The 17487-nt window shown below is 70.7% G+C and carries 16 protein-coding genes; 6 read left to right on the top strand and 10 right to left on the bottom strand.

Going from position 1 to position 17487, the window contains the following annotated elements; genetic code table 11:
- On the bottom strand, positions 1-354 hold a 354-nt coding region (locus G3I19_RS24455), incomplete at its 3' end, for an alpha/beta fold hydrolase (protein WP_239074769.1).
- A 98-nt stretch (positions 355-452) separates the two neighbouring features.
- On the bottom strand, positions 453-1274 hold the full coding sequence (locus G3I19_RS24450; RefSeq protein ID WP_164265853.1) for an AfsR/SARP family transcriptional regulator: 822 nt from the start codon (positions 1272-1274) through the stop codon (positions 453-455).
- A gap of 301 nt (positions 1275-1575) precedes the next feature.
- Here G3I19_RS24450 and G3I19_RS24445 point away from each other — a divergent pair, with 301 nt between their 5' ends.
- On the top strand, positions 1576-2544 hold the full coding sequence (locus tag G3I19_RS24445) for an AfsR/SARP family transcriptional regulator (RefSeq protein WP_164265852.1): 969 nt from the start codon (positions 1576-1578) through the stop codon (positions 2542-2544).
- A 46-nt stretch (positions 2545-2590) separates the two neighbouring features.
- Here the strand turns inward: G3I19_RS24445 and G3I19_RS24440 are convergent, their stop codons facing one another.
- The 5 genes from G3I19_RS24440 to G3I19_RS37690 all read right to left on the bottom strand — a co-directional run bounded on the left by G3I19_RS24440 (position 2591) and on the right by G3I19_RS37690 (position 7008).
- Positions 2591-3235, bottom strand: coding sequence for a ScbR family autoregulator-binding transcription factor (locus tag G3I19_RS24440; RefSeq protein WP_164265851.1), 645 nt, complete (start codon positions 3233-3235; stop codon positions 2591-2593).
- Positions 3236-3277: 42 nt separating this feature from the next.
- Entirely contained in the window at positions 3278-4111 is an 834-nt protein-coding gene (locus G3I19_RS24435; protein ID WP_164265850.1) for an AfsR/SARP family transcriptional regulator, read from the bottom strand.
- A gap of 311 nt (positions 4112-4422) precedes the next feature.
- Entirely contained in the window at positions 4423-5010 is a 588-nt protein-coding gene (locus tag G3I19_RS24430) for a ScbR family autoregulator-binding transcription factor (RefSeq protein WP_164265849.1), read from the bottom strand.
- Between the two features lie 58 nt (positions 5011-5068).
- Positions 5069-6655, bottom strand: a complete 1587-nt coding sequence (locus G3I19_RS24425) for an acyl-CoA carboxylase subunit beta (protein WP_164265848.1) — start codon at positions 6653-6655, stop codon at positions 5069-5071.
- 149 nt (positions 6656-6804) lie between these two features.
- Positions 6805-7008 (bottom strand): acyl-CoA carboxylase subunit epsilon, encoded by a 204-nt coding sequence (locus G3I19_RS37690; protein WP_164265847.1) that lies wholly within the window; start codon positions 7006-7008, stop codon positions 6805-6807.
- Between the two features lie 485 nt (positions 7009-7493).
- On the opposite strand from G3I19_RS37690, the gene G3I19_RS24415 reads away from it, so the two are divergent.
- Together G3I19_RS24415 and G3I19_RS24410 are read left to right on the top strand one after the other, a co-directional pair.
- The gene (locus G3I19_RS24415) at positions 7494-8480 is read left to right on the top strand and encodes a ScbA/BarX family gamma-butyrolactone biosynthesis protein (RefSeq protein WP_164265846.1); all 987 of its coding nucleotides are present in this window, start codon (positions 7494-7496) and stop codon (positions 8478-8480) included.
- Between the two features lie 130 nt (positions 8481-8610).
- Positions 8611-9285: a ScbR family autoregulator-binding transcription factor gene (locus tag G3I19_RS24410; protein WP_164265845.1), complete on the top strand. Its 675-nt coding sequence runs from the start codon at positions 8611-8613 to the stop codon at positions 9283-9285.
- Here G3I19_RS24410 and G3I19_RS24405 read toward each other — a convergent pair.
- Positions 9228-10784, bottom strand: coding sequence for an FAD-dependent oxidoreductase (locus tag G3I19_RS24405; protein ID WP_164265844.1), 1557 nt, complete (start codon positions 10782-10784; stop codon positions 9228-9230). The genes G3I19_RS24410 and G3I19_RS24405 overlap by 58 nt on opposite strands.
- 235 nt (positions 10785-11019) lie before the next feature.
- Here G3I19_RS24405 and G3I19_RS24400 point away from each other — a divergent pair, with 235 nt between their 5' ends.
- The 3 genes from G3I19_RS24400 (at position 11020) to G3I19_RS38140 (ending at position 14009) form a co-directional block, all read left to right on the top strand.
- Entirely contained in the window at positions 11020-11991 is a 972-nt protein-coding gene (locus G3I19_RS24400; RefSeq protein ID WP_164265843.1) for a ScbA/BarX family gamma-butyrolactone biosynthesis protein, read from the top strand.
- A gap of 186 nt (positions 11992-12177) precedes the next feature.
- A complete protein-coding gene (locus tag G3I19_RS24395; protein ID WP_164265842.1) occupies positions 12178-12882 on the top strand; it encodes a TetR/AcrR family transcriptional regulator in 705 nt (234 codons plus the stop codon).
- A gap of 2 nt (positions 12883-12884) precedes the next feature.
- The gene (locus G3I19_RS38140; protein WP_164265841.1) at positions 12885-14009 is read left to right on the top strand and encodes an NAD(P)/FAD-dependent oxidoreductase; all 1125 of its coding nucleotides are present in this window, start codon (positions 12885-12887) and stop codon (positions 14007-14009) included.
- Between the two features lie 42 nt (positions 14010-14051).
- Here G3I19_RS38140 and G3I19_RS24385 read toward each other — a convergent pair whose 3' ends face one another.
- Positions 14052-15485: a DUF4157 domain-containing protein gene (locus G3I19_RS24385; protein WP_164265854.1), complete on the bottom strand. Its 1434-nt coding sequence runs from the start codon at positions 15483-15485 to the stop codon at positions 14052-14054.
- Between the two features lie 496 nt (positions 15486-15981).
- Positions 15982-17373: an MFS transporter gene (locus G3I19_RS24380; RefSeq protein WP_164265840.1), complete on the bottom strand. Its 1392-nt coding sequence runs from the start codon at positions 17371-17373 to the stop codon at positions 15982-15984.
- Positions 17374-17487: the final 114 nt, after the last annotated feature.

The following is a 17487-nucleotide window of genomic DNA, read 5'->3' as shown; positions in this document are numbered from 1 at the left end:
GTCGGACAGCGCGTCGGGCGGCGGGCAGGCGCCGACCACGAGCAGCGAGGGCCCCGCAAGGCCCGCCTCGTGCAGGGCGCGGGTGAGGGTGTAGGCGACCAGCGCGCCCAGGCTGTGCCCGTAGAGCACGTACGGCACGTCGCGGTCCGGGGCGGTGAAGTGGCCCAGCAGGTCGGCGAGCAGGTCCGCGGGGCGGGTGAGGCGGGCCTCGCCGCGCCGCCGTTCGCGGCCGGGCAGCAGGTGCGGCACGGTCTCGACGCCCGCGCCCAGACGGGGGCCCCAGCCGTAGAAGGCGGAGACCCCCGCCCCGGCATGCGCGAAGCAGTGGAGCCGTACGGGCCGTTCGTCGGTCATGGGCCGTCCTCTCGCGCGGTTTCGTCCTGGGGCCGGGCCGGGTCTGCTGGTCCTGGCAGACCGCAGCCTGGCAGGGGCCGCTCGAACGGCGCTCGCGCTCAGGCCGCGTACAGGTCGAACGTGGACAGGCCGCGCGGCCCGCCGGCCACGTCGAGCGCGGGGTCGACGGCGAGCATCGCCTGGTGCAGGCGCCGCAACTGCGGCGACGGCTCCACGCCGAGCTCCTGCACGAGGCGCATGCGCAGCCTGCGGTAGACATCGAGCGCGGTGGCCTGCCGCCCCGAGCGGTACAGGGCCACCATCGCCTGCGAGTGCAGTCCCTCGTGCTGCGGGTGGCGGGCGATCAGGTCGATCAGCTCGGCGATGACCTCGGTGTGCCGCCCGCAGCGCAGGTCGGCGTCGATGCAGCGCTCGACGGTGGCCAGGCGGCTCTCCTCCAGGCGCATCACCTCGATCTCCAGGACCGGGCCGGGGCGTACGTCGACGAGGGCGGGGCCCTGCCACAGGCCGAGCGCGTCGCGGAAATGCAGCGCGGCCCGCTCGTCCTCGCCCTCGCCGAACGCGCGGCGCCCCTGCGCCACCAGCTGCTCGTAACGGTGCACATCGACAGCGTCCGGTGCGATCTGCATCAGATAGCCGCCGTGCCGGGTGGCCAGGACCTCCTTGGCGGCGCCGGGCACATCGGGGCCCATCGCGGTGCCGAGACGCCGGCGCAGCTGCAGGATGTATGTCTGCAGTGTGGTCATCGCGCTCTGCGGCGAGTTGCTGCCCCAGATCTCCTCCATGAGCGTGGGCACGGGCACGACACGGCCCGGGTAGAAGGCGAGAAGGGCAAGGAGCTGCCTCGGCTTGCCCGCGGTCGGCACGATCGACACTCCGTTGACCTCTGCGCTCAGCGGGCCCAGAACCTGTATCCGCACGGTGTCCTCCCCAAGGACCGATTACGTTCCCCGACTGTGTGGTCGGCTGCGCCGGCGCTGTCCCTTCGGTCGCCTCGGTGGCCGAATGCCGTCGGCGCGAGGCACGCTAACCCCGGCCGCACCACCCGCCCCGATCTCTCGACCGGCGTTCAAGTGGCCCTCCACACAGGGCAGTCGGCGCCCGCAAGGCCGTCTTGAGAACGCTCGTACGACCGCTGGAGGCCCGCTCGCGCCAGGGCGCACGGCCGCCGGGTGGCCGATACCGTCCAAGTCCGAACGGACCACGACGGAGGGGTACCCGATGAGTGTCGTCGCCACCTCGCACCACGGGCCGGCGCTCATCGCCGCGGCGGCCCGAACCGCACGGGCGGCACCCGCCGGCGCAGGTGTCGAGTTCCGTCTCCTGGGCCCGGTCGCGGTCCACGACGGCGCCGGCGGCCGGGACATCACACCGCCCGGCTCCAAACAGCGCGCCCTGCTCGCCTCGTTCGTCACGCAGGCCGGGGTGCTGCTCGGCGTGGACCGGCTCGCCGCGGAGCTCTGGGACGGTGCGCCGCCCGCGAACGCGGCGAACGCGCTCCAGGCCCACGTGGCCCGGCTGCGCCGGCTGCTGCCGGAGGCGGGCGGCGACGGACACGAGTGGATCAGGACCCTGCCGACGGGCTACCTGCTCGACCTGGGGAAGGCCCGCACCGACGTCCAGCGCTTCGCCCGGCGCTCGCGCGAGGGCCGGGCCGCGCTCGCGGCGAATCCGGCGAGGGCGGCGGAACTCCTGTGTTCGGCCGTGGAGTTGTGGCGTGGCCCCGCGCTGCAGGGCTGCCGCACCGGACCGATCTGCGAGGCCGAGGCCGAGCGGCTCGACGAGATGCGGCTCACCTCACTGGAGGCCCTCCACGAGGCGAACCTGCGCTGCGAGCGGCACGGCGAGAGCATCGGCGAACTGGAGCGCCTCACGGCCGACCACCCGCTGCGCGAGCGCTTCTACGACCTGTTGATGGTGGCCCTGTACCGCAGCGGCCGGCAGACGGAGGCCCTCGGGGTGTACGAACGGGCGCGCCGCCGTCTCGTCGGCGCTCTGGGAATCGAGCCCGGCCCCGCACTGCGCGGCCGGCTGGACGCGATCCTCGCCCACTCCCCCGCACTGTCCGCGGCGCCCGCCCCCGCACTGCTGGAGGAACTCGACCGGCTGCGCCACCGGGTCACCGAACTCGGCCGAGTCCAGCATGAGTTGAGCCGCCGCATCGACGCGGTCACGGCCCCGGAGAGTTAGGGCCTGTCCGTAAAGTCGCCTCTGGCGGGCGGCGCGCGGCACGCACTCACGCGGCGCGCGCAGGGATGTACCGGGTGCGCGGCGGCGCCGTGCGGTAGCGCCCGGCCCGCCCGGGAGGGACCAGCACCGTCAGCAGCAGCCGCCACAGCTCGGCCGTACCGCGCGGGAGTCCGGCCTGCGCGGGGCCGTCGGGTCCGGGGGCCGCTATGCCGTACAGCATCGCCACGAGCAGCGTCCGGATGCCGTCACCGCGGGCGGCCTCACTCAGCTGGCCGGCCGTCTCGGCCTCGCCGAGCAGGCGCACGGCCTCATTGAGCCAGGTCCGGCGCAGGCCGGTGCTCTCGGGCCGCCCGTCGGTGCCGTCGTCGGACAGCCGGAAGGCGGCACGCACCACGGCGTCCTCGCGCCGGGCCCGGGCGAGCCAGTGCGTCAGGTCGATGAGGATCTGCACGGGCTCGTCACCCGAGTCCCGCCGCTCGCCCAGGAAGTCCAGCAGCCGCACGCGGCCCTGCTCCCGCACCGCGTCGGCGAGGCCCTCCTTCGACGTGAAATGGAAGTACAGCGCACCTTTGGTCAGGCCCGCGGCCGCCGCGATCTGCCCGAGCGTGGTATGCGCGTACCCGCTCCTGGTGAGCAGCTTCGCCCCCTCCTCCAGGAGCCTGCGCCGGGTGCGCTCCGATCTGTCCTGCATCCGCCCCTCCCTGGGATCCGCCGGCCCTCGCCGCGCGTGCGCTCAGCCGACCCGGGTCAGCCGCTCGCCGGAGTCGGCCGCGGCCGCCTCGCGCGGCTGCTCGGGGCCTGCCATCAGGATCGAGCGCTGCAGCCGGCGCAGCCCCGCGGACGGCTCAAGCCCCAGCTCACGCACGAGAGAGGTACGCAGCCGCTGGTAGACATCGAGCGCTTCGCTACGCCGGCCCGAGCGGTGCAGCGCGAGCATGAACTGGGCGTGCAGGTTCTCGTGTGTGCGGTACCTGCGGACCAGGACGGTCAGCTCGCTGAGGAGCTCCCGGTGGCGCCCCAGACGCAGGTCGGCCTCGATGCGCTGGTCGAGCGCGCACAGCCGGGTCTCCTCCAGACGCCGGCGCTCCATGTCCAGCTGGGTGCCTGTGTGTACGTCGGCCAGCGCGGAGCCGGTCCACAACTCCAGCGCGTCGCGCAGCTCCCGTGCCGCGCGCGGGAAGTCGCCGGCGTCCATCGCACGGTAGCCCCGCCCTGCGAGCCGCTCGAACTCACGGACGTCGAGGGTGCCGCCCGAGGTCTGCAGCATGTATCCGCCGGGAGCCGTGACAAGGACGTCCTTGGCCGTGCGGGGCGGGGCCCCTCGGGAATCGTGTTCCAGAGCCGCCGCGATCAGGTCGCGCAGCTGCAGCACGTACGTCTGCAGCGTGGTGCGGGCACTGCGCGGCGGCTCCTCCCCCCACAGTTCCTCGATCAGCGAGGCCACCGGCACGACGCGATCGCCGTGCAGGGCCAGTAGAGCCAGAACCTGTCGCGCCTTCGGCGCCGTCGGGGTGACCGAGACCCCGCCCTCCGTGACGGCCAACGCGCCCAGTACTTCGATGTCCATGCCGTTTCCCCCTCGTCACGCATGAGTCATCAGCAGCCCGAGACCCCGTCAAGAGGCACTTCTCGGCCCTCATCGAAGTTAAAAACAGTCCGGACGGTTTGTCAATATCAAACCGTCCGGGCTGTTTTTTTACTGATCGTGGTGCGGCCCGGCGGCCTGCAGCCGTACAGGCGGGGGCACTTGAGAGGGCGGACGGTTCCGGATCCGGGCGCGTTCTCTCCATGCGGCCCTGGGCCGGACGGCCTCGGAAAAGGCACGTTCGGTCTTTTCCGAGGGCGCCGCTTCAGCAGGATGGGGACGTGCCGGTACGGTCAGGAGCGGATCTCCGACCTCAGGTGCGGCAGCAGCAGCTCCCAGATCTCGGCGATCCTGCGCCGGCTGAGCCACTCGGGGTCCTCTCCCCCGAGCACTTCGAGCCCCACCGTCGTCGCCACGACGGCGTGCGTCGCGCTGAGCCCCGAGATGCCCTCGGCCAGCCGCCCCTCCTGCTCGGCCAGCCGCAGCATCTCCCCGACCCACCGCTCCCAGTCCCGGCGCGGGGCGGAACCGCCCGCGCGGGCCCGGTCGGAGCCGAGCCCGAACCCGGCCCTGACCACGATGTCGTCCGCGAGCCGGCTCATCAGCTCGTACGTCGCCTCGACCAATGCCTGCAGCACGCAGCCATCGGCGGGGCGCACGGCCCGGATGATCCGGGCCACCGAGGCGACGGCCTCGTCCTCGACGGCCTGGGCGAGCGACTGTTTGTTGGCGAAGTGGAAGTGCAGTGCGCCGTTGCTGACGCCCGCCCGTCTGCTGATCGTGGTGAGCGAGGCAGGCGCGTACCCCTCCTGCGCGAACACTTCGGCCGCGGCGTGGATCAGCGACGTCCGCGTGCGCTGGGCACGTTCCTGCTTGACCATGGCGTCTCTCCTGGGGCTCGACACGGCGCACGCTCCCGTCGCCTGCTGTGTACATGGGTCACTGGGGCGGGTTCCCGTGTTTGCGCGACGGCAGACCGGCGTGCTTGGTGCGCAGCATGGCAAGGGCGCGGGCCAGCACCGCACGGGTGTCGGCGGGGTCGATCACGTCGTCGACCAGGCCGCGCTCGGCCGCGTAGTAGGGGTGCATCAGCTCGGCCTTGTACTCCTTGACCAGGCGGGCGCGCACGGCCTCGGGGTCGTCGGCCTCGGCGATCTGCCGGCGGAAGATGACGTTGGCCGCGCCCTCGGCCCCCATCACCGCGATCTCGTTGCCCGGCCAGGCGTACGTCAGGTCGGCGCCGATCGACTGCGACTCCATGACGATGTAGGCGCCGCCGTACGCCTTCCTGAGGACGAGCGAGATCCGCGGCACAGTGGCGTTGCAGTACGCGTACAGCAGCTTGGCGCCGTGCCGGATGATGCCGCCGTGCTCCTGGCCGACACCCGGAAGGAAGCCCGGCACGTCGAGCAGGGTCACCAGCGGGATGTTGAAGGCGTCGCACATCTGGATGAAACGGGCCGCCTTCTCGCTCGCCCCGATATCGAGCACGCCCGCGAGGACCTGGGGCTGGCTGGCGACGATGCCCACGACCTGCCCGTCGAGGCGGGCGAGCGCGCACACGATGTTGCGCGCCCAGCGTTCGTGGACCTCGAGGAACTCCCCGTCGTCGACGATCTCCTCGATGACCCTGGCCATGTCGTAGGGGCGGCTGCCCTCCAGGGGCACCAGGTCGAGCAGCGCCCCGGTCCGCCGCCCGACCGGGTCGTCGGCCGCGACGGCGGGCGGCGCCTCGCGGTTGTTCTGCGGCAGCAGCGAGAGCAGGTAGCGCACTTCGGCGAGGCAGGTCTCCTCGTCGTCGTACGCGAAGTGGCAGACGCCACTGGTCTCCGCGTGGACGTCGGCGCCGCCCAGGCCGTTGTGGGTGATCTCCTCGCCCGTCACCGCCTTCACCACATCGGGACCCGTGATGAACATCTGCGACGTCTCGCGGACCATGAACACGAAGTCCGTGAGCGCCGGACTGTAGGCCGCGCCGCCCGCGCACGGGCCGAGCATCACCGAGATCTGCGGGATGACGCCGGACGCCTTGGCGTTGCGCTGGAAGATGCCGCCGTACCCGGCCAGCGCGGTGACGCCCTCCTGGATCCGGGCACCCGCACCGTCGTTGAGCGAGACCAGCGGCGCCCCCGCCGCGACAGCCATGTCCATGATCTTGTGGATCTTCTCGGCGTGCGCCTCACCCAGGGCGCCGCCGAAGATCCGGAAGTCATGGGCGTAGACGAAGACCGTGCGGCCCTCGACCGTGCCCCACCCGGTGACGACACCGTCGGTGTAGTACCTCTTCGCCTCCAGGCCGAAGCCCTGCGCACGGTGCAGGCGCAGCTGCTCGACCTCGCTGAACGACCCCTCGTCCAGGAGCAGTCCGATGCGCTCGCGCGCCGTCAGCTTGCCCTTGGCGTGCTGGGCCTCGGTCGCCTTCCCGCCAGGTCCGCGCAGGGCCCGCTCGCGCAGAGCGAGCAGCTCTCCCCCATGCGTGCGCTCACGGCCCGGCTCCACGCCGACCGATGAGGGATACGTCGTCATGACGCCCCCTTCCTCTCGTCGCCGCGGATGCGGTGCGTGCGCCCTGACCACCCGCGCAGCCTAACAAACCGCAGGAGCGGTTTGTAGATGTCAGATGCAGAAATGCCTGGCCATGGTCTCAGGCCCGGGGCGGATACCCGGGGCCCGGGTCAGCGCCAGCTGTGCGGGGCCCGGTAGGGGCCCTCATCCCGGGGTCGCCACCCCTGCGCCGAAGGGCGCCCGGGGCGGGGCTCCCGCGGCTCCTCACCCCGGGTGAGGAACGACAACAGTGCGACGACGGCGGCGAGTTCCTCCTCGTCGGCCTCGCCGCGCTCCACCCGGATCACGTCACCGGTGCGTTCCGGACTGCTCACGCGGCCTCCCTCATCGAGTCCCCGGCCCACGGTCCGCCGGATCGCTCGAGGAACGGTGCAGCCCGAGTCGAAGGCCGCGGGGCCACCGAACGCGCCGAGCAGGGCGGGCAGTTCCCGGTGACCGTTCACCAGGAAGGTCCGCACGGGCCCCAGTTGACCGTGAGCGAAGGTGAGGCGTTCGCCGGGGAAGCGTCCGGAGAGGGCCCTGGAGAGGCAGTGGCCTCCACGCCGGCGACCGGGCGCCACGCATCGGCGCCGCAGGACGTTCGGACAGGGGGCCGCATCGAGGGCGCCTTCACGTCATCCCGCGGCAGATTGAGGCGCTTTTATCGCCCGTTCTGATCCGAGAGGCCGGAACTGACCCCTCCATTTCTCGCCACCGAACATTGCACCCTCGGTATAGAAAATAAACCGGCTGGTCTGTATGTTGAGCCCGCGAGGCGGCCCGACCGGCGCCTCACCAGTTGCGACTCTGGGGGATCAACATGTCCACGAACACGTTCCGCCCCGCAAGAGAAACCCTGGCCCCGATATCCGTCGGCCGGGTGCCGCAGGGTTCCTGGCCCGCAGATCGTCTACCGGTTCGACTCACCACCACGGTACCCAAGGAACTCGTCCACCGGGCAGCCCTCGCCGAGGTACTGCTCACCGGGCAGAAAAGACACGACGACGTCCGGTTCGCGGTCACGGCCCAGTGGCCCCGCTGCCACAGCTTCTACACACCGGTCATCGAGGGGATGTACCACGACCCCCTGCTGGCCGCGGAGACGATCAGGCAGGTCGGCTTCCTCCTGCCGCACACCGAGTTCGGCGTTCCGATCGGCCACCAGTTCCTCATGCGCACATTCGAGATGTCAGTGCGGCCCGAGCACCTGCGCATTGGCCACGCACCCGCGGAGCTCGACATCGAGGTGACCTTCAGCGACGTGCGCACGCGGCGCGACGCACACTCCGGAGCCCGCTATGACGCAGTGATCCACCGGGACGGAGAGGCTGTCGCCACGGGCAGCTTCACCTACACATGCATCACACCACCGGCTTACCGGAGACTGCGCGGCAACCAGGGCCATCTGCAGATTCCGCTGACCGCGCCGGTTCTGCCGCAGAGCGTGGGCCGCGTGTCGCCGACCGATGTGGTGCTCTCCCCGGCCGGCGCCGACGACCGGTGGCAGCTGCGGGTGGACACCCGCCACCCCGTACTCTTCGACCACCCGGTCGACCACGTGCCGGGGATGCTCCTGATCGAGGCCGCACGGCAGGCGGCATCAGCGGTCTTCGGCCATTCCGCCGAACTGATCCCCGTCCAAGTCGAGTCCGAGCACACCCGCTACGTCGAACTCGACGCACCGTGCTTCATCGAGGCCGTGCGGCTGCCCGCGACCCCGCGGGGAGAGAGGGTCCGGATCATCGGTGAGCAGAACGGCGAGGAGATGTTCCGCACCACCGTCACCACCGCCCCCGCTCCCCTGTAGAGCGGCCTGCCCAGCATGGGGCTCGACCCGCCCCGGCGCTGACGCCACCTTCCCCTGAGGCTAAAATACGAGCCTGACGGTTTTTTTTATACGGCTCCTCAGGATCATGATCTCGAAGGCGGTGGGTGACGTGGCAAAACAAGACCGCGCGATCCAGACACAACGGACGATTCTGGCCGCTGCAGCCTCCGTGTTCGAGGAGCGTGGATTTCAGGCGGCCACGATCACGGACATCCTCAGCACCGCAGGTGTGACCAAGGGTGCGCTGTACTTCCACTTCCAGTCCAAGGAAGACCTGGCGTACGGCGTGATGGCGGCTCAGGGGCGGCACATGGGAATCGTCCCGCCCCGCGCCTGCAAGACGCAGGAGGTCGTCGACACCGTCCTTCTGCAGACGTACCGGCTCAGGGAGGACCCGATGGTCCGGGCCGGCGTCCGTCTGGCCATGGACCAGTATGCGACGGAACTCGACCGCGGCGTCTCCTTCCAGGACTGGGGCAAGGGAATCGCCACTCTCCTGACACAGGCCAAGGAGCAAGGTGAGCTGCTGCCGCACATCACGCCTTCCGACACCGCCGAGCTCCTGGTGGGCGCCTACGCCGGCGTTCAGTCCATGTCACAGGCCGTCAGCAACTACGCGGATCTGGACCACCGGACCTCGGTGCTGCTGCGCCACATCATGCCCAATGTCGTGCTGTCCTCTGTACTCACCACCATCGACCTCTCGTCCGAGCGCGGCGCGGTGATCTACAGCGAGGTGCGGGCACTCTCCGAGGAGGCCGAGCCGGCGGAGAGCCGGGCCTGAGTCCTGGTCTCCGGCGCCAGCCATTCGAAGACCGGCCGGCCGAGGTCAGCGGCGGTGTCCGACGTCCAGGCCACGTATCCGTCAGGACGCAGGAGCAGTGCGGCGCGGGGCCAGCCGGCCACCGGCATCGCCCGTACGACACGCAGGGCGTGCCGCAGGCCATGCGGCGGGCCCGATGCACAGCCGGTCCCTGCGGGGCCGAATCGCATCAGGAGCATGCGTCCGTCCCGCAGGAGCCGGATGACGTCGGTCGGCCCGTCGTCCGTGGTCAGTTCACGGTTACCGAGGAACCGCCCCTCCCACGACGAGGGATGCCCGGACCGTGGCGGCAACACGGTGTCCTGCCCGCTGACCATGAGTGCGAGCCGCTCCAGCCCCAGCCCGGCGTCGGTGTCCGCCACTCCCGCCGCAGCGGTCAGCGCCTCCAGTGAGGCGGGTGTCCTGCCCGGGCGCATGAGGTCCACTTGTGTACGGATCTGGTCGAGAAGGCGCATGGCGGCCGGCCTGCGCTCCCCGTCGTAGGTGTCGAGCAGCCCCGGAGCTGCCGCGCCCCGCACGGTGAAAGCCAGTTTCCATCCCAGGTTGAGGGCGTCGAGCAGGCCCGTGCTCAACCCCTGGGCGCCGACGGGGAAATGCAGATGGGCGGCGTCCCCCACCAGGAGAGTGCGCCCCGACCGGTAGGTGCGAGCGAGGCGGGAGAAGTCGCTGAAGCGGCTCAGCCAGCGCGGTTCGCCCATGCCGATCTCCCGGCCCATGATCCGTGACGTCTCCCGGCGGAACTCCTCGAGTCCGAGCGGGAGGGTGTGGTCGGCGTGGGCCTTCGAGCTGTCGACCACACGCAGGTGCCACCGGCCCCCGGGGGTCCGCTTGGACACGACCCAGCCGCGCGGTGTCTGATGCCAGCCCGGCTCGGGCGCTCCGGCCCCGTCGCAACGAACGACCCCGACCATGGCCGCCATGCTCGGGGGTGACGTGTCCGAAGGTATTTCGCTGAGTGTCCGCACCGTGCTGCGGGCGCCGTCGGCCCCCACCACATAGGCGGCCTCGTACGCGGTGCGCCCGCCGGGATGTTCGGCAGTCACCGTCACACCGCTCTCGCGACGATCGAGTCCGGTCACCCGGTACCGACGCAGCACCTGCGCGCCCGCGGCCCGCGCCCGCTGCCCGAAGAGCCGCTCGAGATCGGCCTGCGGCTGTTTGAACAGCGGGTCCGGCTCCGTCGCCGGTGCGGTGAGCTCCAGACCCCACACGCCCGCGAAGTGGAACCGAGTACTGACGGTCCCATCGCTCAGCGGAAGCCGAGGGGCCGGCAGATAGCCCCTGCGGGCGAGGATCTGTCCGGTCCGGGCGTGCAGGGTGGTCGCCCTGGGGCGCTCGGACACCTCGGCCCGCTCCTCCAGGACCACGGTCCGCACGCCATAGGCGGCGAGCTCAGCGGCAAGCAGCAGACCTACGGGACCACCACCGACGATCACCACATCTGTGCGGACATACGCCATCGCAGTCGCCCCCGTCGGCCGGAAAAACATGAACGTCTTCGAACCGGATGGAGGGAAAATATACCGGGTGACTGGTTGTTTTCCCCGGCCGTCGCAGACCTCTTTCAGCCATTGCCGAGATCGTGCCATCAGCAGCAGGCCCGGGGTTGAAAAGGAAACCGGTGGGTCCATATCTTACGTACACACGTGCTGGACCACATGGGCGTTCTTCGGGGGGAGAAGTCTGATGGGCTCGATGACTTCAGCTGCGGTCAGCTCGACCGGGGGAGGACGCCCCGACTCCGGCCCCGGTGCCCTGCCCCGGCTGACCACCACGGTGCCGTGCGAGTACGTACACCGCTCCTCCATGGCCGAAGTCTTTCTGACCAGTTGCCGAAGAACGAGTGAGACCCGCTTCACGCTCACCGGCCAGTGGCCGCGGGCGCACGCCTTCTTCAGCGGTCCCGACGGCCGGCACGATCCGCTGCAAGCAGCGGAGACGATGAAGCAGATCGCCCTGTGTCTCGCGCACGCCGAGCTGGGGGTGCCTCTCGGACATCACTTCATGCCGTGCGACCTCTCGTTCACCGCCGACCCGGACGAGCTCGCCATCGGCACGGTCCCCAGCGACCTCAGCATCGACGCGGACTGTACCGACCTCGTGCACAAGGGCAGCCGGCTCGTGGAGTTCGCCCTGGGCATCACCATCCGGCGCAACGACCGTACGCTGGCCACCGGCACCGTGCGCTTCGTCTGCATCTCCCCCGGCGCCCACCACCGGCTGCACGGCGCGGCCCCGGAGTCCTTGCCGGCCTACCGGCCCTCAGAGCTGGCCCCATCCACCTTCGGCCGGGGCCGGCGGCGCGACACGGTCCTGGCGGCAAGTGACCTCCCCGGCCGCTGGCGGCTCAACCCCGACCCCAGCCACCCGGTCCTGTTCGACACAGGCGACGACCACATACCGCCGATGGTGCTCATGGCGGCCGCACACCAGGCGACGTGCGCCCTGCTCGCCTCCGGCCACTCACTCACCCTGACGGCCATGTCCACGGAGTTCCACCGCCATGCCGAGTTCGGCCGCCCCTGCTGGATCGAGGCCACTCCCCTCTTCGCACAGCATCCCGACACCATGAGCGTCCTGGTCACCGGCCGCCAGGACAATCGCCAGGTCTTCGGCTCGCACGTCAGCGGGACCCTGACGCGCGGGAAACGTGGCGGCGCCCGCTGACTCGCCGGCACGACGCTCAGCCATCCTCGGGCGGCGCCTTCCACTCTTGACCCTGAGACCGGATCCGGATCCGGATCCGGTACAGGCAGGGCCCGCGCAGCCGGCTCCCTCCCCCTGTCCCCCTCCGTCCCCGCCCACCGAACACGACCATGGTCGTTACGACCATGGTCGTGTTACCGTGAGGGCATGGAGGACACCGGAACCCCCGCAACCGGCAGGAGCCGCCGCGAGCGGCCCGCCAAGCCCGCCCTGACCCGGGACGGGATCGTCGCGACCGCAGCGGCGATCTTCCGCTCGCAGGGCCTGGCCAAAGTCACCATGCGCAGCGTGGCGAAGGCCCTGGACACCGGCCACGCGTCGCTGTACGTCTACGTCCGCAACACCGAGGACCTGCACGCTCAAGTACTCGACGTCGAGCTGGGATCCGTCTGCCTGCCCGACGGGTCCCGGCCCTGGCGCGCAAGCCTGGTGTCGCTCCTCCTCGACTACGGCCGGGTCCTGCTCTCGCACGCCGAGATCGCCCGGATGGCGATCCGGACCCGCCCCGACGGCCCGAACTACGCGGCCCTCGTCGAAGCGGTGCTCCGGCAGCTGGACCGGGGCGGTGTGAGGGGGCAGACCGCGGCCTGGGGCGTCGACATCCTGCTGCAGTATCCGGCCGCCGTGGCGGCCGAGCACGGGGGCACATCACCGGACACCGCGCCCCCCGGCGCCGCCGGCGGGCCGGCGGCGCCGGGCTTCACGACCGCCCCGGACCAGTACCCGCACATCGCCGCCCTCGCCGACCAGCTCTTCTCCGGCAGCCCGCAGGCCCGCGCCGAATGGGCCCTCAACGTGCTCATCGACGGCCTCCTCGCCGCGGCTTCGCCCACCACCGACGTAAGGAACTGACCATGCCCACACCCCGTATCGCCGTCATCGGCGCCGGACTCAGCGGTCTCGTCTGCGCCCGTATCCTCCAGCTCCACGGCATCCCGTGCACCGTCTACGAACGTGACGCGGACGCCGGGAGCCGCCAGCAGGGCGGCTCGCTCGACATTCACCACGACACCGGCCAGAGCGCACTCGCCGAGGCGGGCCTCTACGAGACGTTCCTTCAGCACACCCACGAGGGCGGCGAAGCGATGCGCGTCCTGGACAAGTCGGCACGGGTCTTCATCGACGAACGCGACACCGGTGCGGGCGGGCGCCCCGAGATCGACCGCACGATCCTGCGGAAGATGCTCGTGGACTCACTGGACCCCGGCGTGATCAGCTGGGGCAGCAAGGTCGTCGGCGTCAGCCCCGCCAAATCAGGACCCGTCCTGGAGTTCGCCGACGGAACCACCACGCAGGCGGACCTGGTCGTCGGCGCCGACGGCGCGTGGTCCAGGGCCCGCGCCGCACTGACCCCGGTCAAGCCCTTCTACACCGGCATCACCATGGTCGAGATCCACCTCGACGACGCCCCCGCCAAGCACCCCGACGCCCTGGCACTGGTCGGACGCGGCTCACTGTTCGCCGCGTCCGACAACAAGTACATCGGCGGACACGGCGGCGACCACATCTGGCTCGGCCTGGGCCTGCGGGTCCCCGAGGACTGGGCGGCCACCAGCGGCGTCGACTGGGCACAGGACCCCGCGGCCGCCCGGCAGACCCTGCTCGCCCTGTACGCGGACTGGGCGCCCTCGCTGACCGGCCTGATCCGCCACTGCGACGACACCATCATCCCGCGGCCCATCCACGCGCTGCCCACCGGACACACCTGGGACCGCGTCCCGGGGATCACACTCGTGGGCGACGCCGCCCACCTGATGTCCCCGTTCGCCGGCGAGGGCGCCAACATCGCCCTCACCGACGGCGCCGATCTCGCCCGCGCCATCATCGCCAACGACGACCTGGAGCAGGCTGTCGCCGCGTACGAGCGCGTCATGTTCCCCCGCGGCGCCGAATCGGCACTCCAGTCCGCCTACGGGCTCGACATGCTGTTCAACGACGAAGCCCCCAGGGCCCTCGTCGACTTCTTCACCACACCGTAGGACCGCGCGGCTCCACACCGTCTCCGGCTGCGCCGCCCCGGGCTACACCGCTTCCGCTTTCGGGTTGACGTTCTTGGCGAGGAGCTCGTTCATCTCCCCGTACGCCATCGACGCCTTGGTGTTGCTCTCGTCGTGGAAACGCATCAGGTAGTTGTACATCACGCCCACACACTTGTCGCGACTGCGGTATTCCGCGTTCCCGGTGAGCCGCATGTCGGCGGAGATCTCCTTGATCGTCCCGTCGGGCAGGGTGTAGAGCGGGTGCCACAGGAGGGTCACCGCGGGATTCAGCCGCTGGATCAGGCGCAGTTGGGGGATCTCCTGCGCGATCAGGACACTGTCGGGGTTGTAGGCCCGCAGGAACACATGGACAGGGCCTGTCGCGCGCTCGACGAACGCGGTGGACAGGACATTCCACAAAGGCGCCTGGAGCTTCCAGTTGGCGTTCAGCTCCAGCTGGTCCATGATCTTCCCGAGCCGGCTGAACTCCAGCGACGTGTGTCCCTTTCCGTGGGCGTAGACGCTCACGTCGAAGCCGCCGGACCACAGGGCCAGGGTGGGCGTGGTGATCTTCAGGTGGTCGCCCACGAGATTGACGAGTTCGCGGTACCACGTGTTCGAGGCCCGGATCTTCCGCCGCTCCGCGGAGTCGATCGACTCGTCGGCCGACTGCCGGTTCAGGGTTTCCTGCTCGGAGACCCCGCCCAGCAGAAGCTGCCAGGCGGTCTCGGTCACGTCCGCCGGGAAGCCGCCCTCCTTCATCATCTTCTGGAATACGGGCCACTCGGGGTGGTCCTGCGCCTTGGTCGCGTAGTGCTCGGTGGGTGCGCTGGCCGACGGTTTGCGGCGCTGCACGGTGTGCGCGTGAACGGCGTCCGCGTGCGCGGTGTGCGTGTGTGCGGTGTGCGTGTCGCCGGCCGGGGCGCGCTGGGCCGTCTGTCCGGCGGCCGGGGCGGTCCCGGACAGGACTCGCCGGGCGTTCTCCTCGGCGGCTGCCTCGTACCGGTCCGACGGGTCGGAGACCTTCAGCCCGTTGCCGTTGTCCGTACCCGGGACGGGGCCCTGCCGCTGCTGGACGACATGTGTGAGTTCATGGGCGAGCGTATGGCGGTCGCCGCCGCCCTCGCCGAGGACGATGTGACTGCCGGAGGTGTAGGCGCGGGCCCCGATCTCCTGCGCCGACCTCTTCGCTGCCGCGTCGTTGTGAATGCGTACGTCGCTGAAGTCGGTGCCGCCGAACCGCTCCTGCATGTCGTGCAGTTCGGGCCCCGGCAGAGGCGTGCCGGGAAGGCTCAGCACGTCGTGCGCGGCCGTCCGGCGCTGCACGGGAGCCTCTTCCGGCGCGGCCGTCGGGCCCTGCGCCTGGTCTTCCTTCGAGGGGGTCTCGCCATGGCCGCAGGACGAGCCGTGCACGTGGCGCTGGACCTCCAGCAGGTGGGCCACCGCGGCGTTTCCGGCCGAACGCTGCAACGCCATGACGTCCGCCGGTGAGTGTCCGCGCCCGTCCGGGAGCTGTCCCGTGAAAGCGGCCGCCGTCCGGGGCGTACCGGAGTGCGGCAGCACAGCGGGCCTGTGCGACTCGCTGCTCTGTCGCTGCGCAGCGCCCGCGTCCTGCTTCCGCTCCTGCACGTACCGGCTCCTTCGTGGCTGTGCGCTGCAAGCCGGTGGTCCGGGCCTGCCGGTTCTCTGTTCTCTGTTGTGTCTATACGGCGCCGGCGGCACGCGACTAGAGGCGGAGGGGAAGGCCGCACGTCCTTTCGGGTACGCCGTGTGCCCTGCCGGTTCCTCTGTGAGCAGGTAGGCGGCTCGTCCGGGCCGCCTGTGGCGCTCCGGTCCCCTTTTTCCCGGTACGCAGGTGCTTTCCGGTGCACGGGCTGCGCTGCGGGCGTGACACCGGGCGGAGGGGCCGCTGCCGGTGACCACGGGCTCTGCAGGACAGGAGGTGTTCCGGGTGGCCTCTGGACGGGTGTGCTCAGCTGTCCTGGGCCAGGGCCGGTTTGGTCGACCACCAGCCGCCGGTGTCGGCCTGGCGGTGTCCGGTGGCGGTGAGTTGGCGGCCGTTCGTCTCCGGTGCCCACATCAGGGCCGTGATGCCGCCGATGAGAGAGACCGCCGCCATGAAGATCATGGACCAGCTCAGGCCGAGGTGGTCCAGGGAGACGGGGAGCAGGAATGTGCCGATCGCCGCGCCGATGCGGCTGGCGGCGGAGGCCAGGCCGACTCCTGAGGTGCGGATCGAGGTGGGGAAGACCTCGTCGGGGTAGATGCCGGGCAGGATGCTCATGATCCCGTACGAGAACAGGTAGCCGAAGAAGCACACGGTGGCCAGCCACACCGGCAGCACATGGCCCAGGCTCACCAGGAACAGGGCGAGTGCGCAGCCGAACATCGGCCAGACGAGGATCGTGCGGCGCCCGGCGCGGTCGACGAGCCACCAGCCGGTGGCCGCGCCTGTCAGGGCGACGATGGTCCCGATGAGTGCGCCGGCCAGTGCGTTGCCGCCCAGGCCGATGGCGCGCAGGACGGTGGGCTGGAAGAACGTGAGCGCGAAGTAGGGCAGCACGATGCAGATCCAGAAGGTGCACACGAACACGGTGCGGCGCAGGTATGCGGCGGAGAACAGCTCGCGGTAGCGCGTCTGTTCGGTCTCTTCGGAGGTGAAGTCCTCGCTGTCCAGGGTGGTTCCGAGGTCGCGCTCGATGACGGCCACGGCTTCGTCCCTGCGGCCCTTGGAGATCAGCCAGCGCGGTGACTCGGGCAGGCCGTGGCGGATCAGGAGGCAGAACACCGCGGGGACGGCGCTGGCGGCCAGGGTGATGTGCCAGGCGCCCGGCCAGGTGGTGTTGATGATGTAGCCGAGGAGGTAGGCGATCACGTAGCCGACGTTCCACAGGATTTCGAGGATCCCCAGGTAGTGTCCGCGTTTCTCGCTGGGTGCGAACTCGGCGAGGAGCGGAGAGCCGATCGAGTAGTCGGCCCCTACGGCGAGGCCCATGACGAGTCCGAGTGCGAAGACCATCCAGGGGGAGGTGACGCACAGCATCAGCAGGGCGGATGCCAGGAAGACCGAGAGGTCGATGGTGAACATCGGGCGCCGGCCCAGCCGGTCGGTGACATAGCCCAGGAGCAGGCCGCCGAAGAACGTGCCGATCAGTGTCGAGGACGAGATCAGCGAGTTCCATGTCGAGGTGACGCCGATGTCGCGGGCCATGGCGCTGCCGGCGAGGGCGGAGGCCACTGAGGCGAATACGAATCCGTCGACGAACATTCCCCCGCCCGTGGCGAGGGTCAGGCGCCGCAGGAAGCGGCGGGTGTGAGGGCTGGGTCCTTCGGTTGTCGGCGGTATCGCGGCGGCTGTGCTCATGGGCGGGGCCTTTCGTGCTCTTCGGTTGTTCCGGCGGACGCGGGCGGACCAGCCGGCCGGGCGGCTGCGGCGGCGGCTGCGGTGGCGGCGGTGGCGGCGGTGGCGGTGGCGGCG

Source organism: Streptomyces sp. SID10853 (assembly GCF_010548145.1).
In the GTDB taxonomy this organism is placed as follows: Bacteria; Actinomycetota; Actinomycetes; order Streptomycetales; family Streptomycetaceae; genus Streptomyces.
The sequence above is the reverse complement of the archived record's forward strand: the minus strand, read 5'-3'. Positions and strand labels throughout refer to the sequence as shown.